The sequence below is a fragment of the Methylomonas lenta genome (genome assembly GCF_001644015.1).
Taxonomy (GTDB): domain Bacteria; phylum Pseudomonadota; class Gammaproteobacteria; order Methylococcales; family Methylomonadaceae; genus Methylomonas; species Methylomonas lenta.
Map to the genome: position 1 here is coordinate 26,650 of NZ_LUUI01000101.1, position 19,471 is coordinate 46,120.

Annotated in this window: 22 protein-coding genes and 1 pseudogene; 14 read left to right on the top strand and 9 right to left on the bottom strand. The window is 49.7% G+C overall.

The window, feature by feature from the left end; genetic code table 11:
- Positions 1 to 39: 39 nt before the first annotated feature.
- From A1359_RS10430 to A1359_RS10445, 4 genes are read right to left on the bottom strand one after another with little or no spacing between them, the layout of a single operon-like run.
- Entirely contained in the window at positions 40 to 471 is a 432-nt protein-coding gene (locus A1359_RS10430) for a hypothetical protein (protein ID WP_066982054.1), read from the bottom strand.
- Positions 468 to 911, bottom strand: a complete 444-nt coding sequence (locus A1359_RS10435) for a phage holin family protein (protein WP_066982055.1) — start codon at positions 909 to 911, stop codon at positions 468 to 470. Before A1359_RS10435 ends, A1359_RS10430 begins: the two co-directional genes overlap by 4 nt.
- Positions 912 to 924: 13 nt before the next feature.
- Positions 925 to 1,152, bottom strand: coding sequence for a glycine zipper domain-containing protein (locus tag A1359_RS10440; RefSeq protein ID WP_066982058.1), 228 nt, complete (start codon positions 1,150 to 1,152; stop codon positions 925 to 927).
- Positions 1,153 to 1,166: 14 nt separating this feature from the next.
- Positions 1,167 to 1,481 carry a BON domain-containing protein gene (locus A1359_RS10445; protein ID WP_066982060.1) on the bottom strand — a complete coding sequence of 105 codons (315 nt, stop codon included), beginning with the start codon at positions 1,479 to 1,481 and terminating at the stop codon, positions 1,167 to 1,169.
- A 425-nt stretch (positions 1,482 to 1,906) separates the two neighbouring features.
- Here A1359_RS10445 and A1359_RS10450 point away from each other — a divergent pair, with 425 nt between their 5' ends.
- Positions 1,907 to 2,947, top strand: a complete 1,041-nt coding sequence (locus A1359_RS10450; protein ID WP_066982063.1) for an OmpA family protein — start codon at positions 1,907 to 1,909, stop codon at positions 2,945 to 2,947.
- Between the two features lie 447 nt (positions 2,948 to 3,394).
- Positions 3,395 to 3,676 carry a hypothetical protein gene (locus A1359_RS22445; RefSeq protein WP_157200525.1) on the top strand — a complete coding sequence of 94 codons (282 nt, stop codon included), beginning with the start codon at positions 3,395 to 3,397 and terminating at the stop codon, positions 3,674 to 3,676.
- A 207-nt stretch (positions 3,677 to 3,883) separates the two neighbouring features.
- On the opposite strand, the gene A1359_RS10455 is transcribed toward A1359_RS22445, so the two are convergent.
- From A1359_RS10455 to A1359_RS10465, 3 genes are all read right to left on the bottom strand, one after another.
- Complete coding sequence (locus tag A1359_RS10455) at positions 3,884 to 4,657, bottom strand: M90 family metallopeptidase (RefSeq protein ID WP_066982065.1); 774 nt, start codon at positions 4,655 to 4,657, stop codon at positions 3,884 to 3,886.
- A gap of 67 nt (positions 4,658 to 4,724) precedes the next feature.
- Complete coding sequence (locus A1359_RS10460) at positions 4,725 to 4,934, bottom strand: hypothetical protein (protein WP_066982068.1); 210 nt, start codon at positions 4,932 to 4,934, stop codon at positions 4,725 to 4,727.
- Complete coding sequence (locus A1359_RS10465; RefSeq protein ID WP_066982071.1) at positions 4,931 to 5,212, bottom strand: DUF6794 domain-containing protein; 282 nt, start codon at positions 5,210 to 5,212, stop codon at positions 4,931 to 4,933. The genes A1359_RS10460 and A1359_RS10465 overlap by 4 nt, the downstream gene beginning before the upstream one ends.
- A gap of 318 nt (positions 5,213 to 5,530) precedes the next feature.
- Between A1359_RS10465 and A1359_RS10470 the strand changes: the two are divergent.
- Positions 5,531 to 5,945: pseudogene (locus tag A1359_RS10470) on the top strand (transposase); the annotation flags it as partial.
- A gap of 153 nt (positions 5,946 to 6,098) precedes the next feature.
- Here the strand turns inward: A1359_RS10470 and A1359_RS10475 are convergent.
- Entirely contained in the window at positions 6,099 to 6,749 is a 651-nt protein-coding gene (locus A1359_RS10475; protein ID WP_232322182.1) for a class I SAM-dependent DNA methyltransferase, read from the bottom strand.
- 497 nt (positions 6,750 to 7,246) lie between these two features.
- On the opposite strand from A1359_RS10475, the gene pilL2 reads away from it, so the two are divergent.
- The 4 genes from pilL2 (at position 7,247) to A1359_RS10495 (ending at position 10,069) form a co-directional block, all read left to right on the top strand.
- The gene (gene pilL2, locus A1359_RS10480) at positions 7,247 to 7,813 is read left to right on the top strand and encodes a PFGI-1 class ICE element type IV pilus protein PilL2 (protein WP_083960586.1); all 567 of its coding nucleotides are present in this window, start codon (positions 7,247 to 7,249) and stop codon (positions 7,811 to 7,813) included.
- Entirely contained in the window at positions 7,813 to 8,640 is an 828-nt protein-coding gene (locus tag A1359_RS10485; protein ID WP_066982078.1) for a hypothetical protein, read from the top strand. Before pilL2 ends, A1359_RS10485 begins: the two co-directional genes overlap by 1 nt.
- Positions 8,630 to 9,400: a TIGR03759 family integrating conjugative element protein gene (locus A1359_RS10490; protein ID WP_066982079.1), complete on the top strand. Its 771-nt coding sequence runs from the start codon at positions 8,630 to 8,632 to the stop codon at positions 9,398 to 9,400. The genes A1359_RS10485 and A1359_RS10490 overlap by 11 nt, the downstream gene beginning before the upstream one ends.
- A gap of 84 nt (positions 9,401 to 9,484) precedes the next feature.
- On the top strand, positions 9,485 to 10,069 hold the full coding sequence (locus tag A1359_RS10495) for a transglycosylase SLT domain-containing protein (protein WP_083960587.1): 585 nt from the start codon (positions 9,485 to 9,487) through the stop codon (positions 10,067 to 10,069).
- Between the two features lie 43 nt (positions 10,070 to 10,112).
- Here A1359_RS10495 and A1359_RS10500 read toward each other — a convergent pair whose 3' ends face one another.
- The gene (locus A1359_RS10500) at positions 10,113 to 10,745 is read right to left on the bottom strand and encodes a DsbA family protein (RefSeq protein ID WP_232322183.1); all 633 of its coding nucleotides are present in this window, start codon (positions 10,743 to 10,745) and stop codon (positions 10,113 to 10,115) included.
- 220 nt (positions 10,746 to 10,965) lie between these two features.
- Here A1359_RS10500 and A1359_RS21890 point away from each other — a divergent pair, with 220 nt between their 5' ends.
- The 7 genes from A1359_RS21890 to A1359_RS10535 all read left to right on the top strand — a co-directional run bounded on the left by A1359_RS21890 (position 10,966) and on the right by A1359_RS10535 (position 19,468).
- Positions 10,966 to 11,520 carry a winged helix-turn-helix domain-containing protein gene (locus A1359_RS21890; RefSeq protein WP_083960588.1) on the top strand — a complete coding sequence of 185 codons (555 nt, stop codon included), beginning with the start codon at positions 10,966 to 10,968 and terminating at the stop codon, positions 11,518 to 11,520.
- A 347-nt stretch (positions 11,521 to 11,867) separates the two neighbouring features.
- Positions 11,868 to 13,616: a TIR domain-containing protein gene (locus A1359_RS10510; protein ID WP_066982082.1), complete on the top strand. Its 1,749-nt coding sequence runs from the start codon at positions 11,868 to 11,870 to the stop codon at positions 13,614 to 13,616.
- A 20-nt stretch (positions 13,617 to 13,636) separates the two neighbouring features.
- Entirely contained in the window at positions 13,637 to 14,596 is a 960-nt protein-coding gene (locus A1359_RS10515) for an AAA family ATPase (RefSeq protein ID WP_066982085.1), read from the top strand.
- A gap of 4 nt (positions 14,597 to 14,600) precedes the next feature.
- Positions 14,601 to 17,618 carry a formylglycine-generating enzyme family protein gene (locus A1359_RS22780; RefSeq protein ID WP_066982088.1) on the top strand — a complete coding sequence of 1,006 codons (3,018 nt, stop codon included), beginning with the start codon at positions 14,601 to 14,603 and terminating at the stop codon, positions 17,616 to 17,618.
- Positions 17,615 to 18,127, top strand: a complete 513-nt coding sequence (locus tag A1359_RS10525; protein WP_066982091.1) for an HRDC domain-containing protein — start codon at positions 17,615 to 17,617, stop codon at positions 18,125 to 18,127. Before A1359_RS22780 ends, A1359_RS10525 begins: the two co-directional genes overlap by 4 nt.
- Positions 18,117 to 19,157 carry a reverse transcriptase/maturase family protein gene (locus tag A1359_RS10530; protein ID WP_066982094.1) on the top strand — a complete coding sequence of 347 codons (1,041 nt, stop codon included), beginning with the start codon at positions 18,117 to 18,119 and terminating at the stop codon, positions 19,155 to 19,157. Before A1359_RS10525 ends, A1359_RS10530 begins: the two co-directional genes overlap by 11 nt.
- Positions 19,154 to 19,468, top strand: coding sequence for a hypothetical protein (locus A1359_RS10535; RefSeq protein ID WP_066982097.1), 315 nt, complete (start codon positions 19,154 to 19,156; stop codon positions 19,466 to 19,468). Before A1359_RS10530 ends, A1359_RS10535 begins: the two co-directional genes overlap by 4 nt.
- Positions 19,469 to 19,471 lie beyond the last annotated feature (3 nt).

Sequence of the window (19,471 nt, forward strand, 5' to 3'; positions counted from 1 at the left end):
CGATTGTTAAAGCAAGAAGCAAATACCACTGCGTAAAGCTTAAGTGTAATCAGCTGTTGCTTTGAGTTTTGACGGCGATCGTTTAGCCTTTTTATTAGTCGTTACCTGATGCTGAGTCCGTTGTTTGGAGGATTTCAGTATCCAGGCTATCGGCAGCGCCATATATAACGTGCGAGCCGTGGTGAACAGGTTTAGCGCAGTTATTAAGGGTGACGTTTCGGCCGATTTCGAGTTGTCGGCTGAGTTACTTGATTGAGGGGGTTGGCGTTGGGTGACTTCGCCGAAGATAAAACCAATGCCACTGGTCAGCAGCAACGTGCCAGGCGCGGTCATTTGTAACCGGACATTTCGAACCAAGTTATGGCTATGAATTGGGATAGCTTGTCGATGCGCTAATACCTGTCGTTCCAGTTCGTCGATTTGGGACGACAGAGAATTAGATTTAGGCCAATTTAGAATAAACAGCTTCATGACGATTTATCCGTATTGCGCTGCTCTGGTGTTAGCGGCTGAAGGCTACGGAGAGTCGAGGGAAATTGTAAAAAATGACGCTTGCGGCGTATCGCGCCAAACAAGATGAGAGTTAGTAACAAAGTGGCTGCCACGGCAAGTAAAATCACCTCGCTGGGGTTAAAACCATTTTCGATGAAGACTAACACCGCAGCGGCCAGCAGCCCCAGCCACGCGGCTATCAGCAAGACGGCAATCATGACGCCCAAGATAATCATGGACACCAAGCTATCGCCCGCCCGCTGCGTTTCCAATGCCGCGAGACGGATGCGATCGACGCTTAAACCACGTAATTCAAGCCATAACAACTGGGCATCTTCCAATAGGCCGGATTCGTTTAACGAATCAGCGTTTTTGGTGGTGTGCCCAGGTGTCTGATCTTTTGTAACGTCTGGGTCCATGATGTTTTGTGATCTAACGGCTTAATAAACGACTCAGCAGGAAGCCGGCCGCCGCCGCGATACCCAGCGATGTTACTGGATTGTCGCGAATATAGCTTTGGCAGTTCTTCATCAAGAGCTGCTCGGACTGTTTAAGTTCTCCGCCTTTTTTGTCAATCGCTTCCACAGCCTGACTGGTTGCATTGGCAATATTATCGACGGTTTCATGTGCAAAATTTGATGCTTTTTCTATGGATTCCATGATGGTTTTCTCCTTTATTTCAGTCGCATGTCATTTTTGACTGACTCTACGCCCTTAACACTACGGGTCACTTGGACAGCTCTATTAATATCTGCTTGTGTACTGACAAATCCGCTCAGTTGAACCACGCCCTTGAAGGTTTCAACGTTGATCTGACCCGATCTGAGGTTAGGTTCGTCGAATAACGCTGCCTTGACTTTAGTGGTGATAACACTGTCATCGACATACTCACCAGTGCCTTCATGCTTTGCTGTTGACGCACAACCGGCCGCCGTCATTAACGACAGAGCCAAAAACGTTGCGGAAAATAATCTAATAAGGTTGTTCATAATAAAAGCTCCAATAATTTGAAAAATAATTTAACGACTTAAGCTGCTCTTCCATGATGAATAAGTAATCTTGATAAAAAATCAAGTGTCGAGACGAGGCTGACGGTTCGTTAAACCATTGGTTACACTCTAACTACAAATAGAGCTGAAGTCGGTACGTTAGCGAACATAAAGCAAGGGTAAGCGAAGGGGCGTCAGTGTTAAACCCTGACCTAATTTTTTAGGCAGATATTTTGTTCAGAAAAATATCGCTATGTGTGATACCGAACAGACGGTTAGCGGCTGTTGCGCTTAAGCTACTTATGCAAGCTTTTAAACAACATGACTGTCGGAGTGTGTCTATTTGCAGAGAGTAGATATTTTTGCTTACGCCGACAGAGTGCAGTTTTTAGCCGATGTTATCTATAAATCATGAAGGAACTCCTATGCTAAAAAAGAATTTACTTACCAGTGCCACGTTAATCGGCATGGGTTTCGTCCCGCTGGCGCAAGCGGCTGATCAATTCCTGGATAATCGCTGGTATGTCGCACCTTTTGCGTCCTACGTCGAAACTGGCGGTGATCGTAAAGCCGCAGATGGATGGGGTGGCGGCTTGGGTGTCGGCAAAATCATTGATGAACATTTCAACGCCGAGTTGAGAGGTTTTTATCAAGGATTTGGCGGTACTAACGGGCCGTGGGACCTGGCTGGCGGCACGGCCGATCTACAATATTATTTCTTTCGGGATAAATTCTCGCCATACGCTGTAATGGGATTGGGTGCCATGAATACCTGCGCCTCCGCTAATTGCGGCGTAGGCTTTATTGGCGAAGCCGGTTTGGGCGTTAGCTATGAGGTGGCTGATAACTTGTTAATCCGCAGTGATGTGCGGTATCGCTACAATAACAACTTCAACGCCCACGTACAGTCCGGTACCGATGAGTTTCATGATATGACGGTGAACCTGGGCGTGGTGATTCCATTCGGTGAAAAGCCTAAATATGTGGCAAAAGCTGAACCTTATATCGCACCACCGGTTGATGATTGTTCCACCCGCGATTCGGATGCGGATGGCGTTAACGACTGCCTGGATAAATGCCCAGGTACCATTAAAGGCGCCACTGTTGACCATAACGGCTGTGCGGTTAGACTGATTCTCAAAGGCCAACACTTTAAATATGATTCCGCGGAGCTAACCGAGAAAGCTCAGGGGATTCTGGATGACGTCGCAGGAAGCCTTATTGCCTATCCACAGAAAAATGATATTGAAATCCAGGGACATGCCAGCAGTGAAGGCACAGATAGTTACAACATGAAACTGTCACAACGACGCGCACACTCGGTGCTTGACTATCTTAAAATGAAAGGTGTTACCAACAATCTGAGTGCGAAAGGCTACGGCGAAACCCAGCCGATAGCTGATAACGCAACAGAAGCAGGTAAATCTGAAAACCGCCGTGTCGAGTTGATCTGGATAGAAGAATAACTTTGGACTAACTTTTTCGATATATATAGTTCAGAGTGAAACGTCAGTTGAACAGATCCAATTCGGCAGCTGGAACAGTTGTCAGTATGAGTCTTTGCGAAATCTAATAAACTCGTAGCGGCAGGAAAAGGTCCACCTTATAAGAGGTGGACCTTGGTCATTGTTGGAATGGAGGCGACTTCATATCAATATGCATTTATTTAACTGAGTTGTATTCAAGCCGCTAGCCTGCCGTTAAAAACCATGATTTTCTGGTGTTTGGCTGTCGCAATATGGCCGGTTGCGGTTAGTTAGAAATCGGGAAATGGAGATATTTCGTGGCTATGTACGTCAGCGCACAGATAACTTCTTGATAATTCACTATCATCAAAGCTGAGTCATTCATTGGCTCAATAACTTGTATTTAATACTATCGAATCATAACTCAATATTTAATATATAAAAAACATGAAAAAAATCATTATAGTAAGTATATTCGCTGCACTTGGGATCTCTGTCAACGCAAACGCAGAATATACACAACAAACCGAAGAAACACATTCTACTCAAAGTACTCATACTCAAGGCACTGGCAGTGTATTGCCAACAGAAACAACAGTTCGAGAAGTTCAAGTTCCAGGCCCGGTTCGAGAGGTTCAAGTTCCTGGCCCAGTTCAAGTGATTAAAGAATCTGCTCCAGCTCCAGCTCCAGCCCCAGCGCCGAACATAAATATTAAGATTGATGATTAACTTAGGAAAACATTAGTTGGGCCTGACCATTCATTGTACAGTTGGAATCCAGATAATTTTGTTTCTGGACTAGAGCGAATAAAGAATCAGTTTAGTGCAAGTTTTCAATTTAAGTCATTTTCAGAGATTGATGACCTTATGAATTCGTTTGAGGTTTTTGAGTTTTGATGTGGCATCGGGTGTAAGCTAGATTAAAGATGCTTGCATCTAGCCTGACTGGCGTCGGTTCAGGGGATCTTGTCGGTAGTAAAGTTGCAGTTGTTCATAAACGTCTGAAAAATGCGTGTGTATTACCTGCGGTGCTGTGAAAAAGTATTCACTGAATACAGCAAAGAATTCGGCTGGGCTGCTAGCTGCATAGGCATTCACCGTCGTTGGGCGCTGCTTCATCAGGTCTTGTTCTAGCTGTTGGTAGGCTGCGCTGAGTGTTTGTGTCCAATCCGGAATCGACATAGCAACATGTAAAGGTGGCATGCCATTACAACTGCCATCCAGCATATCAAGCTTGTGAGCTATCTCATGAATAATCACGCTGTGACCGTGATGACCCTCTTTTATGTCCCATTCGATATCTTCCCAGGACAAAATCACCGGACCTCTCGACCAAGCCTCCCCACTCAAGATGCGATCCTGATGATGGACGATGCCATCGACATCCCTTTCGTCGCGAGCAACATGAAACGCTGAGGGGTAAATCAGTATGTCAGTCCAGCCGGCTAATAGACTCAAGCCTAAATGCAGCACCGGCAGGCACGCGTGCACCGCCAGGGTAACGCGCATGTTGTCGGTGATGGTTAGATTGACCCCGATAATGGTCTTCTCCTGCAGAAATAATGTGCTTAATTCCCGCAAATGGGCTTTTTCGACCGCGCTCAATCCTTGCAGTACATTTAAATTTTCTGTAACGGCATGCCAGACCGCTTGTTCAATAGGGTGACGGTGCAGAATGTAGCGGGTTTTGGCGCGCTTAAAAAAGTTCATGATATTTAAGCGCTAAGCCAATTTAAGCATAATCGCATTTTCTCAATCATTGAACTCTGTATTCCTCTCAATCCACCACACGCCTGACTTGGGCGCCACAGGTCTGGCATTTTCCATCCAGTAGGATGCCTACGTCATCGGCTATAACTGCATAATCTATGATGGTGGTACTACCGCGGCATTGACTACACCAAACCGATTGCAGAATCATTTTTCGCTGAGCTTCCGGTATGGCCCGCCATAGCCTTTCACTGGCTAACTGAATCGGTTGTGTCATAGGTTTTTCCAAAGGGCATGAATAATAACAGCGGACGCATCGTCTGGATGACGTACGCCGCAATCCTGTAATAGCTGATTTTCCGGCGTATACAGCCAGGCATTGCGAATCGCCAACCCTAGACTTAGGTGATAATCGACCAGTTGATCTTCCGACTTGGCGGCCAGGGCTAATTTGTCGGCATCGCTTAGTATCAGACACAACTGCTCAACCGCTGCGGAAACTGTAGTGGGTGGCTGTAAGCCTGCCAGTTGAGGGGCTAAGCCCTGGGTTTTCATGCGTTATTATCCTTGGCTGCCTAATGGCGATATTCAAATCTCTCGGTTTAATGGTCAAGCTTTGACCAGTTTAACGCTTTTCTTGGTATAGCAAGGGGTTGGGGTCATTGGTCACCGACTTGTCACAAGTTTATCCACAGCTTTTGTGGATAACTGATGCTCGGGGCGTCAACCAAATTAGGGGCTGTTGCCATTTTGAAAAGATAGCCTTGAAAATGAATTGTTACGCCCTATTGATTGATTTTCTCAATCAAAAGATAAGTAACTACGCCACGCCAACTGTTTACGGATGAATACTGGAAGAAATTCAAAACTATCATGTTGAGCTTGGGGATTTATGACAAGCCCACGCTCAGGCGAACGATAGAAGACATTATTTATCGCTTGCGAATCGGATGTCCCTGGCGAGATCTTCCCGTAGACTTTGGTAAGTGGAATGCCGTGTATAAACGATTCAATGCATGGTCACTTCAAGAAATACTGATGGGTATTTTTAAAGCGTTGGTTGTGGAGCCTGATTTGGAGTGACATTTATTGATGGCAGTATTGTGAAGGCTCATCATCCAAAATCCATATGGCTGTTGATGCCTGCGGTCTTCCCATTCATTTCCTGGTAACGGGTGGTGAAGTCCACGACTGTAAAGAAGCCCCAGAACTAGTGGCTAAACTCCCCTTGGCTAAATACATGATTGCCGACAAAGGGTATGACAGTGAACCTCTGCGGATTCAAATTCATGTCCGGTAAATTTACTTTATCCACACTGTTGTTTGGCTCAGCTTCGTTGGCCAGCAGTCTAGATTTCAAAGGTTCCGTCCGGGCTTAAGTTTTTATGCGTAGTTTCCTCCCCGTAAATGGACGTACACACTCGACGGCCACCCTCCTGGTTCAGGATGGTGGTTTTTTTTGACACAGTTTCCTTGCCGTAATCGCTAACCAGGGTTGCTCGTGCCGGGGTTTGCCTTCAGGCCGGTAATAAAAGTCGAGTATTTCAAAGCCTGCATTTGCCAGGAATTGTTCGCTGGTATCGATTTGCATGTAATGGCCATAGCGTTGTCCAGACCAGCCTTCACCATCACCGCGCGGGTTAGAGATAAATAAAACACCCTGTTCTCTTAACGCTAGGTGCAAGGCAGTCAGTACAGTGGACAGTTTTTGGCTAGGCACATGAAACAATGAGGCGTTGGCGAAGACACCATCGAACGCCTGGTGGGGTAAATTCAAACCCAGAAAGGTTTGCTGCAGAATCTGGCAACCAGTATAGGCGCGCGCCATATGGCAAAATACCTCACTGCCGTCCAGCCCCACAGGCCGGTGACCCAATGACTTGAAATAGCTGACATCTCTGCCTGGTCCACAACCCAAGTCCAAAATATCCAGTGTTTTATCGGCAGGAAACGGCCTCAGAAAAGCCGCATAGTTTTGCCTCACATCGTGGTCTTTTGTGCCATCCCAAAAAGATTCTGCATGCTGATTGTAATGATTCAGCGTAACCGATTCGATCGTTTGCCAATCTTCAGTGCTTTTTTCCATATTCATTAGGCTTTTGTGTCGTGTGAGGAGGTAGGTCAACGAGCAACATTTAAGTCCCTGTCGTGATCAACGTCAACTAGCTTGCCCGACTGGCTAATGTTGCCACCGTTTATGCTGACGAATTGTCACCAGTTGAATTAGCTTCGTATCTTTTCCGTCTATCAGATTTACCCTGCGACATCGCCATAGAAATTAAGCCTGACAGTCACGGATTATGGGCAAAAAGGCAAAAGGGCCAGTAAGTGATGGGACTAAAAAAACGTTAACGGCAAAAGGCTAAAAAGGCCGGAAGGGAAGGGGGTATTAACGGGAAAGGGCTTATCCAGAAAAGGTGGAACGCTATTATCAAAATGGCCTGCCGCGCAGTGTTCTGCTAAAACCCTAGCCAGGCCTGTCAGGGTTTTAGCTTCAATTTCAACTGCCGACTCGGCAGACTTTCTCTCAAAAATGACGGATACCAAAGGCCTACGACGGGCAATCCTGACTATTTTGAGCGAGCTTTCATGAATCTAAACCCCCACCATCTTGCTGGTTTGATTGTGCTGCCAAGCCTTTTGGCAATCCTAGCTGGATGCACGCCGATAAAACCAGAGCAAAACAGTCTTATGGCCTCTGAAGACAGCAAGGGCAGCCAAATTGATCCAAACCACAATCCTCAAGCTGCTGCAGAGGCAAATTTGCTACCCATTGACCAGAAAAGTGCTGCCAACCGAGCAGCACTGATCGTCCAAACCGGCCGCTACAGTGCCGTTACAGCAACACCGCTTCAGGCTCAACGGTATCCTTTGGATGTGATTATTGATGTGACGATTCCGGAGGCCTGCATCAGCATCGAACAAGCCATACGCTTTCTATTGCGGCGCAGCGGTTATACGTTAGATATGAATATGCAAACTGATTTAATCGAACTACTGGCTAAACGGTTACCAGCAATACATCGAAAACTTGGTCCCATGCCATTAAAAGACGCACTGACGCTAATGGTCACCCCGCACTTTGTGCTGCAGGACGAGCCGATCAAGCGGCTGATACGCTTTGTCCCCATCACTGAAAACCGGGAAGGGCTGTGATGAATCTCGAACTAGAAACTGAGGCTCCAAACGATACCGATCCGGATATACGGCAACGCGAATGGCGTTCCGTGCCGCACTGGTTAAAACTCGCTGGCGGGGGATTAGCTGCATTATTGGTGATGCTGTTGTTCTGGGTCGGCATGACCCATATTGATCCTCACAAGCCAAAGTCCATGTTCGATGTTGAGAAACAGGTCGACTATCAAGCTAATCTGGGCAACGATTTAAAGATAGCCCCCGCAACCCCGGTGGTTTTAACACCTGCTGAAGCCTCTGACGATTCAGATAGTCCTGCCGCGGCTGACATAAAATCCCGCCCACTTGCCGCAGCGAATCAACAGATAGCTGCACTGACTCAGGCCATCACTCTGTTGAAAACAGCGTTGGCAGATCAGATCAGTCAATCCGAAGCCTGGCAAAGCCAACAAACTGATTTAATGCGTACAGTACAGCAGCAACTGACCGCACAGACCACGAAACTGGAACAACTGGAAGCGCAGTTAAAGCAAAACACCGTCGCCAAAACCAAGCCAGTCAAGCGGCCAAATTCTAAGTCAGCCAAACATCAAAAACGCAGGGTCAAATTAAAAGTACCCTTTGATCTGGTGAGTATCGATCAATGGGGCGATCAGGCGTATCCCGTATTGCGGCATAACGGCCAGTGGCATGAAAAAACCAGCGGGCAAAGCCTGCTGGAATGGCGCATCGATTCCATTAACCGCGATACACAAACCCTGACGGTCAAAAACCCGCAGGGTCACTCGCAAACCTTGTCGATCACCTCTAATGTCAACCGCCAGGATGGTAGCCTGAATGGCGACTAAACGTTTGCTATTGATTCTCAGCGTTGTAGTGCCGCTCATTGGACTTCAAAAACCGGTGCAGGCAACCGAATCTCAGACCAAACCAGTCAACTACACCGAATCGCAAGCCCAGTCTGTTGCCGAAGACACACTACGCCGACAAAACTGGTCGTTGTCAGTGGATGAATGGAGCCGCTATAAAACCCTGATGCAAGGCATCCGCGGTAGCATCAGTCCGGCAAACATTTCACCGATCGAAGTGTTGGGCACCCATGCCAGGACTGATCAGGAACGCCGACAATACGCCGAAATATGGGCCAGAATGCGCCATGACGACGCCGAGCGGATTCTGGCTTTTCAACAAGCCTATGCGGAAGCCTTTCAAACCTTATATCCCAACGAACCGTTAATCCACCTGGCCCGCTTAAGACCCCATGCCACACCCAAACAGACTTTAGCCCCAGGCGAACGCTTATTGGTGTTCCTGCAAATCAAACACTGCCCAGCCTGTGAAAACTTGGTGCAGCGCCTGCTACAGCAGCCGGCATTCAAAACCCGGCAGATTGATTTGTATTTTGTCGATACCCAACCGCAACGGGATGATGGCTTCATCCAGCAGTGGGCGAAACAACAGCAACTCGACAGCGCCCGCTTAAAGCAGGGCTTGATTACCTTGAACCATGATCAGGGCAACTATTTTAAAGTGACTCAGCAGCTTGTCGGAACTATGCCGCAGGTCTTTAAACTTTCGGGCAAGACCTTGGAAGCGATTCGGTTATAGACCCATGCGGCAAATGATTGGTCAATCCGAATCAGAGCAAACCCTAGCAAAACAAAGCAGGCGATCTCTTGCCAGGTTAGATAGATGACAGCAGCCGACTTTTCAATCCCATCGCCATTGCTATCCATACCTTTATTAGGCCCCTTTATCGCTGCCTTATTCTTTGGATTGGCCCAACCCAGCGAGGCTAAAGAAACCATTCCACCCCATTATCAACACATTGCCGCTGAACATAAGCTGCCACCTGCCGTGTTGTATAGCATCGCCATCACCGAGAGTGGCCAAAAGCTGCGCAGCGGCAAACTGCGACCCTGGCCGTGGACGCTGAATGTGGCTGGCAAACCGATACGCTATCCGACCCGGTGGGCCGCTTGGCAAGGTCTGACGACGTATCTACAACAAGGCATCGATTTAATCGATGTCGGCATCATGCAAGTCAATTGGCGTTATCACCGGCAACAATTAGGTTCGCCCTGGCAAGCCTTGGAACCATTTCACAATACTCGTACCGGTGCTCGGATACTTAAACGCGAATACCAAAAAACCGGCGCCTGGAAAACGGCCATTGGACGCTATCATTCAGCCGGCACCCAACCCAAGCAGCAGCAACGTGCCCAACAGTATGCGCAACGCGTATTCAAACGCATGACGCACTTACAAGGCCGGTAATCATGCCTATCGCCCAGTGGTAGTAAGGAACAATACCTGTGCTTTACAGACCACGGGCTATTTCAGCCAGCATGTTCTGATGATTGACATAATCAATGGTAATCGTGATCTGTTTATCACCCTGCATTAAACGCAAGGCGGGATATGCGGAGACGCTCATAGCCCGTGCCGTTTGAATTTCCTGCTCTAACGCAATCGCTATTGCCGGACTGAGCAGATCTTGGTTAAAGGCAACGCAATCCAAACCGATGTCAGCCGCACAGGCTTGCAGGGTAGGTATCAACGAAGGATTTTTGGCCTGTTGATAATAAGCCAAATGAATGGCGCGTAGCAGCCGAGTTTCACAGTCAGCACCTTGCCGCCTGGCCGCTAATAGCGCCCGGCAGGCTGGATAAGTTGATCGCACCGGCGTGTTCAAACGCCAGAAATCAAAATTAAAAACAACATCCGGCACCGTAGTTTCGATACGTCGCCAAGTCTGTTGAATTGCCCGCTGCATTTCAATGGGCATCGGCGTGCTGGTATCGGGCGCCAAGCCGCCCAGCAAATACACAAACTCGATAGAGGCAGGTAAATCTTGTTGTAAGCCTTGTAAGCTGGCACTGAAGGCATAGCACCAGCTACACATCGGGTCATGGATATAAAACAAACGCCGTGCCGGCATCAGTGTATTCATCAAATAGCGCAAGATAGAATAGAGAATAATCTCATTGTAAGCACGGCATTGACTCCAGCGCTAGCGTCATCGTCCAGATGCAGGCTGATCAAACACCGATAGCTTCAACGATTTGCGGTGACTGATCAGCCCAAACTCAGGTAATATTCAGCTAACTGAATGGAGAGCCTCCATGACTGACGTGTTACTAGTCCTTTTTATCCTTACATTGGTGTATCTCATGACAAAAACTCCCAAAATCACCCCTGAAAAGCCGACATCTACTCCAGCCAAAGCAGAACAACATGCAACGGTAGTGGCCAGTAAAACCACCGTTAAAAAAACCACTACCGCACAGAAAACCCCGAAAAAATCCCCAGAGGTCGCGACCAAAGCCCAGACTGAACAAACTCCTGCGGTCGAGGCGACTAAACCCCAAGCTGAAACGCCCGCAGCGACCATCACTTCCAGCCCCAAAGCCGAACAGCCGCAAGTTAGCAAAGTCACGCCTAAAAAACCCAGCCCAGCTAAGAAAGCCCCAACAAAGCCTGAAACCGTTGTACCAGAACCTGTCGCAGCAACACCGGAAATATCCGCACAAGAACGCACCGGTTTGACCGCTGGCAGCATTTGGCATTATCTAGCGGCGAACGGTGCTACCTCGGTGGCAAAGTTAGTTAAAGAGCTGCCGGAAGAAGAAAAAGTCATCCAGCGCAGCATAGGCTGGTTAGCTCAGGAAGATAAAATCACACTGAGTATTATTGACCGAGCTGAGACGATTGCGCTGAAAGAATAGCTTTGCTTGCAGGTGGTCGAAACATGACCCAATAGTTTGTACTTGTTTCGTAGAACAGGATGGCACTTTTGATCGGGCGTTAGCGGTGTCGCCAGAAATTGCTCCATAAGATTACAGGCGTTTTGTTATGGATTTGATGGGGGTAATTGGCAAAATCCGGCCAATTGTGGCTACCGACGTTTCGACTTTTCCAGGCAGCCAAAGAATGCATATTGGTCTTTCAGTTCAGTCAAAGCTGCTTGATTGCAAGACCTAGTACCCAGTTGTGTGTTGCGCGATTTGTGAAATCAGGGATTCAGGGCTAAGTTAGAATTCCAAATGATTGATTTTTTGTAGAGTGCTTGTAAATGTCATCAGAAACTAACGTAAAACGTTTTCGTATTGCCTTTTCGTTTGCCGGAGAAAAGCGCGACTTTGTCTCAAAAACCGCCCAGATATTGGCGCAGCGCTTTGGTGAAGAGAAAATTTTGTACGACAAATTTCATGAAGCAGAATTTGCCGATGCGGACTTGGCGTTTAATTTGCCCGAACTATACAAAAATGAAACCGACTTGATAGTGGCTGTATTCAGCCGTGACTATGAACAAAAGGAATGGTGTGGTTTGGAATGGCGGGTAGTCTTTTCGCTGATTAAAGAAAACCAATCAAAAAGAATACTGCTCAGCCGTTTTAATCTTATGGACGGCAAAGGCCTATTTGGGCTTGCCGGTTTCATCGATTTAGACGACAAAACCCCTCAACAATTTGCCACACTGATTCTCCAGCGCCTTGCCATTAATGAAGGCAAACCCAAAAATCATTACTCTAACCTCGATATCGACGAGGCAACTCAGACAAAGTCCATTACCAACCAGCTCGATGTGCAACATAAAAACCTGGCAGCAAAGTCCTTAAAGAACGCGCCGCATTTTTTCCAGGCTTTGCAACAAGACTTTGCAAACGAGCAGACCACTGAGCACATTCCAGGGTCCATTAAGGAAATGGTGGACTATTTTTCGACTTGCGTACCGGATCAAGTGCAGGAGTTGTTTTACATGGTACGCCGGGCATTAAAAGCGTTAGCAGAGGATGAACTGGATGACTCTGCCCGGAAACAAACCACTGAAGCCGCTTCAGCGATGTACTGCCTTGCTGCAATTCGCTTGGTAGATAGAGCTGCACATGAACCAGGCAATACCATTCTGCAGGTTCCTCGCAGTGAAAATGTCATTTGCGCGATTATCGCCACCGCTTTGTTTGGCGGTAAATTACGCCTACAGTCAACGGAAAATCAATTGCCTAGCGTTGAATATGTATTCGAAATTCAGGTGCCGGCTAGCGGGGATCACATTCAATTGAGTTTTGAACGGGCGCTTTATACCGTATTATTCGAGAACGCTAAGGACGCTGGAGTCAAGGCACTGGATAATCAACCCCTGACCACGGTCGAACTCGAAGCGCTTGGATCACGGTTAGATGATATAAAACAGGTTGAGCGAGATTGCCTGGCGTTGATTATTCATGGTTATGCCAGTCATGATTCTGCAAGACCCTTTGCCCAACACTATCAAATTCCGGTGATGTTTCCTTCCAATCAGGCGACTAACCTCTTGCTTGGCATGGGCGCAGATCGCTTGAGAGGGGAAATTAGTGAGTTTTGGAAAAGAGTAAATGGCATGCGTTCATCAGACGTTAACTCCGTCCCCCCCAACAAACCAGGAACCGAAAATATGACTAACTCTGGCATCAACATTAATGCGCCCGGCGGCACCGTTGTGCTAAGTACCGGAGCACATTCCGCCGCACAGGCGGGTACGCATAACACCGCAAATATCGATCAACAGCAATCGGTCGATCTGTCACCATTGACGACCAAATTGAATGAACTGCAAGCCGCCATTGCCGAATTATCCTCTGCTAAAGCCAAGGACACATTTACCGGCCATCTTCAAACAGCGCAGACAGAGCTTGCCAAACCTAAGCCAGACAAAAACCTGATCAAAAAATCCTTAGAATCCGTTAAGGATGTGGGCGACGCCATCGAAGGCGGCGAGAAAATAGTCGAACTATGCATCAAAGCCTTACCATTGCTGGCCTTACTGCCTGCTGTTTTCTAACCCCGATACCCGCGCCTAGTATGAATAACACCAACCCGTTTATCGATTTAAGTGTTGAAACTCCAACCGAATTGAAACAGTGCGACCGCTTTCCCGCTGCCGGCCACCATTGGAGTCAACCCGAAAAAGATGCCTTGATTTTTGCCTTCGCTGCCCGTCGGCCGTTATTGGTACGCGGCGAAGCGGGCAGTGGCAAAAGCCAGATCGCTCGTGCAGCTGCAGCGCACCTGAAATGCGGCGAACCCTTGATTGAAGTCATTCACCCGCGCTTTGAAGCGCTGGATTTACTGTACCGCGTCGATGTCGTTGAGCGATTGGCGGATGCGCAAATTAACCAATTGGACAGAACTCATCGAAAGTACGTCAAGCCTGGTTGTTTGTGGCAAGCGTTGTATCACATGAACAACCCAGACACTATTCCGGTGCTGCTGATCGATGAAATCGACAAAGCCGACGCCGATCTGCCGAATGCTTTGCTGGACGTGTTGGGCAACCGCAGTTTCAATGTGCCGCCGCTGGGTAACTGCACGATCCATGCCTCAGACCATCGCTGGCCGCTGATCATTATCACCACCAACGAAGAGCGCGAATTACCGCCTGCGTTTATTCGCCGTTGCGCCGTGCTCAATCTCAATCCACCCAAAGGCGATATACCATTTGTAGAATGGCTGATCCAGCGTGGCCGCGTGCATAAACATCCGACCATTGACGACACTGCACGCCAAACCGCAGCCGAGCAAGTGTTGGATGATCGCAAAGCTGCGGAACAAGCTGGCTACCCCAAAGTGGGCTTGGCCGAATACATCGACTTGCTGACAGCGTTGCAGGAATTAACCGCCAACATTGCCGACGAAACTCAACGCAAAGAAAAGCAAATCGAGTGGCTGAGCAAATTGAGCGCATACGGCCTAGTTAAACATCACAATCAGGATCAAAATCGTAAGCCTGTAGTCAGTTCAGCAACAACTGTAAACACCTAGAGCTGTGAAGCCTCTATACGTTACCCCGCCTCAAGGTGCGACTGGTCGTGCGGATTTATTGCGGTTATTGGACGTGCATGCCAGAGAAAATCTAACCCTAGATCAGGATGGAGAACATTGGTTTGGCTATGTCAAACGGCCTGATAGAATTGAAGACCTAGCTATTGGGGATGTCTATTCTCTTTCAATCCCAATAGAAATAGATGTGATCGACAACAGCCATAAACTGCCTTTGCAAATGCCGTTCGTCCACGTTATAGCCGAACGGCAAGCGCGCGAGACATTGAATGCACAGCAAAACTCTGCCCAACCAGCTGCGGATTCTAACCCTATCACTGAAGACGACGCCAAGCCGTCTTCAGCGGTGAGGCTAGTCAATTACCAGGACCTGGTGCCCAAAGCCCGTCTGCTGCCCGCGCTCAAACATTATTTGACTAGCAACCGTAGCGCGGGTCTGGACGTACCCCGTTTGGTCAAACAAATTGCCGGGCAACAACTGCCGCGGCATTTACCGCGTCGCCAACTCAAAACCTGGCATCCGCAATGGGTGGTGGTTTTAGACTTTGCCAAACGGCTATGGCCTTATCGGCAAGATATGCACCAGTTGGCAGAACACCTGCTGCACGCTTGCGGCCAATCCGGCGTTTCCATCCGCATCATTAACCACGGACCGTTGCAGCACTGGACCGACTGGGTCGAAGAGCAGAGGACGGGCGGTGCGCTGCCCATCAAACACGCTTGGTGCATGCCGCCGGCGGGAACCCCGGTATTGCTGGTCAGTGACTTAGGCTTGCTGGAAGGCACTGATTCTCCCATTCACCAAGCCTGGCAAGGCTTTATCCGGCAATTGGGCAAAGCCCAAACCCGGCCACTGGCACTGCTGCCGCTGGGTGCGGAACAGCTCGACGGCGGTTTGCCCAACAACCTGCCCTTGTTGCGTTGGAGCCCGGATGCGCGTATCCGCCCGGAACGGGCCCTGGGTAAAGGCCAAGCCAAACCCGAAGGTTTGCGTGATTTATTGGCGATGGCCGCTGTTACTCGTCGAGTCGATCCGCCGTTATTACGCGCCATGCGCAGGCTTAACCCCAAGGCACCGCTAAACGCCGGCTTGGAAGGCGCATTTTGGTGTCATGCCGATGTCGAATCCGGCAGTGCCGCCAACATCCACCAAGATGCGCAAGCCAAATATCTGGCGTATTTTACCCAACAATTGGACAGTTATCATCTCGCACTGGAGCAACTGCGTTACCGGCATCACGCCCATTTGCGCGCGGTGCTGAATCACGAGGAAACCTTATTGTGGAATGCCCACGCCAAACTGGACGGGGCGGAGGTATCGGCTGAGGCCAAACAGCGAATAACAAACGCTTACGCTTTCATGCACCAACTGGCCTCTACCTTGAGACAACCGGACGCTTTGCAAAAAGGCGGCGTCTGGTGGCAAGTGGCTCAGGACATCGTGCAACGCGCCGACGATCTGATGGGCGATCGCTACACCGATCTTTTCTCGCCATTGGTGGCAGCAATTACCGAAGTACGCGGTGACTTCGAACAGGTACCGGATTGGATTGATCCGGCTGAACTGAAAAGGCATATGCAGGGAGAAAAGGTACAGTGTTGGCTGGTACGAGACCCACTGAACGGCAATATTGCGTTACAACGCATACCGGCAACTCAAAATCAAAGCACCTTGGGCGAACCTTTAGCTATCGATGCTGGCGGCATCCGCATCGAAAGCCATGATAAAAACCAGTGGTACCCTGCACCGCAATTTGCAAACGCATTGTGCAGCCTAAATAAAGAAACCACCGTTAAGCTCACCACTAGCACCGAAAGGCTAACTCTGGTGACTGTCAAACGACCGCGAGGGGCAGCTGCCTGGGGCTGCAATGAGTCGGGTCTTTGGGTAAGATCGCCGCTGCTATGTGGGCGATCATTCGAATGGAGCACCTGGCCGATCCCGATAGAAGCTTCACTACAAACGGTTTTGGCGAAAAATGGTCAATACCAACTGGTGGAGAATCCGTTAACCAAGCAAGTTGATCCTCGTGACATTGATACCAGTTACATAATTTACGATTATGTGGAAAAATTCGCTTCCAGCGTTCGTTTCGTTCTGGATGAATATGGTGTGCGAGCCGATCTGAATCTGAATCCCTCTGCTGGTGAACAAGTGCAAAGCATGCGCTGGATCGAGCCCGGTCATTTTATGATGGGTTCGCCGGACGATGAACCGGAACGTGGGGATGACGAAGGCCCTCAGCACGAAGTCACCATCAGTCGCGGCTTCTGGCTGGCCGACACCGCCTGCACCCAGGCCTTATGGCAAGCGTTGATGGATAACAATCCCTGCCGTTTTAAAGACGATCCCAATCAGCCGGTGGAAAGTGTCAGTTGGCATGACGTTCAAGAGTTTATACAGCGCCTGCAAAAATTGTTGCCGGGTTGTCAGGTGGATTTACCCAGCGAAGCGGAATGGGAATACGCATGCCGGGCCGGCACCAGCACGCCATTCAGCTTTGGCGCCAACATCACCCCGCAGCAAGTCAATTATGATGGTAGATACCCCTACGCCCACGGCGAAAAAGGTGAGTATCGCCAAAAAACCGTAGTGGTCAAAAGCCTGCCCGCCAATCCGTGGGGATTGTATGAGATGCACGGCAATGTTTATGAGTGGTGTAAGGACGACCACCGGACTTATGACCAGCAAGCGCAAGTCGACCCGTTGGGGCTGCTAGCCGGTGACGCGGAGCCCCGCGTTATTCGCGGCGGGTCCTGGCTCGACGACGCCTGGTGGGCGCGTTCCGCCGACCGCGACGCCCGCCTGCCCGGCTTTGCCTGCAGCTACCTGGGCTTTCGTTTTTGCCTGAGGTCCATCCAGCCCGGTCAGGAAAAGGACAGCCCGGCGGGATCGCCGGGTCGGGCGAGCGGAGCGAGCCCGAATGCCATTCAAAAGGGGGGCAAGCCCAGCAAACCGGCTACAAAATCCAAGTCCGGCTCCAAGCCTAAACCCCGATCATGACCCTGCATTTTTTCGCCATTTCCGCGCAGTCACCGCAACCGGCCCAGGACGAGTTCAATCGTTTTTGTCTGGCGCACCGGGTGGTGAATATCGAACGCCAATTCGTCGCTGACGGTGCGAATGCTTATTGGGCGCTCTGCGTCACGCTTGCCGTCGCCGATGCGTCATTGCCGGATGCGCTGAAAGCCCCGGATTCCAGGGCCAAATCAAATGCCGGCGGCAGCCGGGTGGACTACAAAACGGTACTCAACGAGCAGGATTTTGCCCTGTATGCCGCATTGCGTAATTGGCGAAAAAGCGTGGCAGAGGCCGAAGGGGTGCCGGTTTATGCTGTGTTTACCAACGAACAATTGGCCGAAATCGTCAGGCGTCGGGTGGATAGCCTGACCGTGCTGGGCGCTATCGATGGCGTTGGATCCTCTCGGGTGCAGCGCTATGGCCTAACGCTGTTGACCCATTTTCAGACCGCCCTGGCCGAGAATTGCAGTGAGGGCAACGATGAAACGTGATTCCATTCGCCTGGAGCAGATTGCCGACCGCGAGAATTTGCTACGCGCAACCTGGAAAGCCGCACAAGGCAAGCAGCATAGGCCGGCTGTCGCGCGATTTTTGCATGATCTGGAAGGGCGTCTCAACCAGTTGGCCAATGCGATTCTGCAGGAACATGCGCCGCTTGGCCGTTGCCGTCGTTTTGTCATCCATGATCCCAAACGACGAGAGATTACCGCAGCCTGCTTCGCGGACCGGGTATTGCATCACGCCATTATGAACTTAGCCGAACCGCGGTTTGAACGTATGTTGGTCGAAAGCAGTTTCGCTTGTCGCCCCGGCAAAGGGGTGCATGCCGCCATAATAGCGGTGCAGAATAATTTGCGGCGCTATCCCTGGCTGGTTCAGGTGGATATTCAAAGTTATTTTCTAGCCATTGACCACGCCATACTGAACAAATTGTTGGCAACGCGCTTTAAAGGCACAGCTTTTTTACACTTACTGGAGCGGATTATTGCCGTTGGTGATTCATCATCCAGCGGTTGTGGCTTACCCATCGGCTCGTTAACCTCGCAACATTTTGCCAATGCCTATCTCGATAGTGCGGATCGTTTTTTATTGAACCACTCAGCGGTTTGCGCCCATGTTCGCTATATGGACGACATCGTCTGGTGGTGCCGATCGCGTCAAGCAGCAACCGAGACCTTGAATTGCCTTAGAGACTTTCTGTGGCAATCGCGTAAGCTGACGGTGAAATCCACCGTGCAAATCCGCCAGAGTCGGCAAGGTCTTTGCTTTTGCGGATTTCGTGTCCGGCAAGGTGTCGTATTGCCCAGTTCGCGTAAACTCTCGCGCTATCGAGCCGGCTTAAAACGGATCAATACGGCGAGGGTCAATGCCGCGGTCAGCGAACAACAGGCGCAACGGGCATGCGACAATCTAATTGCTACACTGAACGGCACCCAAAGCTTGAGGTTCAGGCAGCGCTTATTAGCCAATGACGATACGGCGATGGACCTTTATACTAGCGACTCAGGATGCAGGTCATGATTGCAAAAAAAGCCCCGCGTTATTCGCGGCGGGTCCTGGAACAACAACGCCAGGAGGGCGCGTTCCGCCAACCGCAACGCCAACCAGCCCGGCAATGCCAACAACAACCTGGGCTTTCGTTTTTGCCTGAGCTCGATGAGCAATGCGTTGTGGAGTCAACGCGCATCATGGACCAGACCTCGCGTCCCGTTCGATTGGGGCAGTTCCCGGTCGACAAACCTCAAGGCACCCGGTGTGTGGGTAGGCTGATTGGCAGTAGCCATCAGGCCGAAAGCTCTCCGGGCTGCCGACTTTTTTCTTATGCCGAATGAGTT

Coding starts and splice junctions, on each gene's coding strand:
- A1359_RS10445 (WP_066982060.1), bottom strand. CDS start 1,481: ATGAACAACCTTATTAGATTATTTTCCGCAACGTTTTTGGCTCTGTCG.
- A1359_RS10465 (WP_066982071.1), bottom strand. CDS start 5,212: ATGAAAACCCAGGGCTTAGCCCCTCAACTGGCAGGCTTACAGCCACCC.
- A1359_RS10500 (WP_232322183.1), bottom strand. CDS start 10,745: ATGAATACACTGATGCCGGCACGGCGTTTGTTTTATATCCATGACCCG.
- A1359_RS10490 (WP_066982079.1), top strand. CDS start 8,630: ATGGCGACTAAACGTTTGCTATTGATTCTCAGCGTTGTAGTGCCGCTC.
- A1359_RS21890 (WP_083960588.1), top strand. CDS start 10,966: ATGACAAAAACTCCCAAAATCACCCCTGAAAAGCCGACATCTACTCCA.
- A1359_RS22445 (WP_157200525.1), top strand. CDS start 3,395: ATGAAAAAAATCATTATAGTAAGTATATTCGCTGCACTTGGGATCTCT.
- A1359_RS10475 (WP_232322182.1), bottom strand. CDS start 6,749: ATGAATATGGAAAAAAGCACTGAAGATTGGCAAACGATCGAATCGGTT.
- A1359_RS10460 (WP_066982068.1), bottom strand. CDS start 4,934: ATGACACAACCGATTCAGTTAGCCAGTGAAAGGCTATGGCGGGCCATA.
- A1359_RS10530 (WP_066982094.1), top strand. CDS start 18,117: ATGAAACGTGATTCCATTCGCCTGGAGCAGATTGCCGACCGCGAGAAT.
- A1359_RS10515 (WP_066982085.1), top strand. CDS start 13,637: ATGAATAACACCAACCCGTTTATCGATTTAAGTGTTGAAACTCCAACC.
- A1359_RS10535 (WP_066982097.1), top strand. CDS start 19,154: ATGATTGCAAAAAAAGCCCCGCGTTATTCGCGGCGGGTCCTGGAACAA.
- A1359_RS10525 (WP_066982091.1), top strand. CDS start 17,615: ATGACCCTGCATTTTTTCGCCATTTCCGCGCAGTCACCGCAACCGGCC.
- A1359_RS10450 (WP_066982063.1), top strand. CDS start 1,907: ATGCTAAAAAAGAATTTACTTACCAGTGCCACGTTAATCGGCATGGGT.
- A1359_RS10435 (WP_066982055.1), bottom strand. CDS start 911: ATGGACCCAGACGTTACAAAAGATCAGACACCTGGGCACACCACCAAA.
- A1359_RS10510 (WP_066982082.1), top strand. CDS start 11,868: ATGTCATCAGAAACTAACGTAAAACGTTTTCGTATTGCCTTTTCGTTT.
- A1359_RS10485 (WP_066982078.1), top strand. CDS start 7,813: ATGAATCTCGAACTAGAAACTGAGGCTCCAAACGATACCGATCCGGAT.
- pilL2 (WP_083960586.1), top strand. CDS start 7,247: ATGAATCTAAACCCCCACCATCTTGCTGGTTTGATTGTGCTGCCAAGC.
- A1359_RS10430 (WP_066982054.1), bottom strand. CDS start 471: ATGAAGCTGTTTATTCTAAATTGGCCTAAATCTAATTCTCTGTCGTCC.
- A1359_RS10440 (WP_066982058.1), bottom strand. CDS start 1,152: ATGGAATCCATAGAAAAAGCATCAAATTTTGCACATGAAACCGTCGAT.
- A1359_RS10495 (WP_083960587.1), top strand. CDS start 9,485: ATGACAGCAGCCGACTTTTCAATCCCATCGCCATTGCTATCCATACCT.
- A1359_RS10455 (WP_066982065.1), bottom strand. CDS start 4,657: ATGAACTTTTTTAAGCGCGCCAAAACCCGCTACATTCTGCACCGTCAC.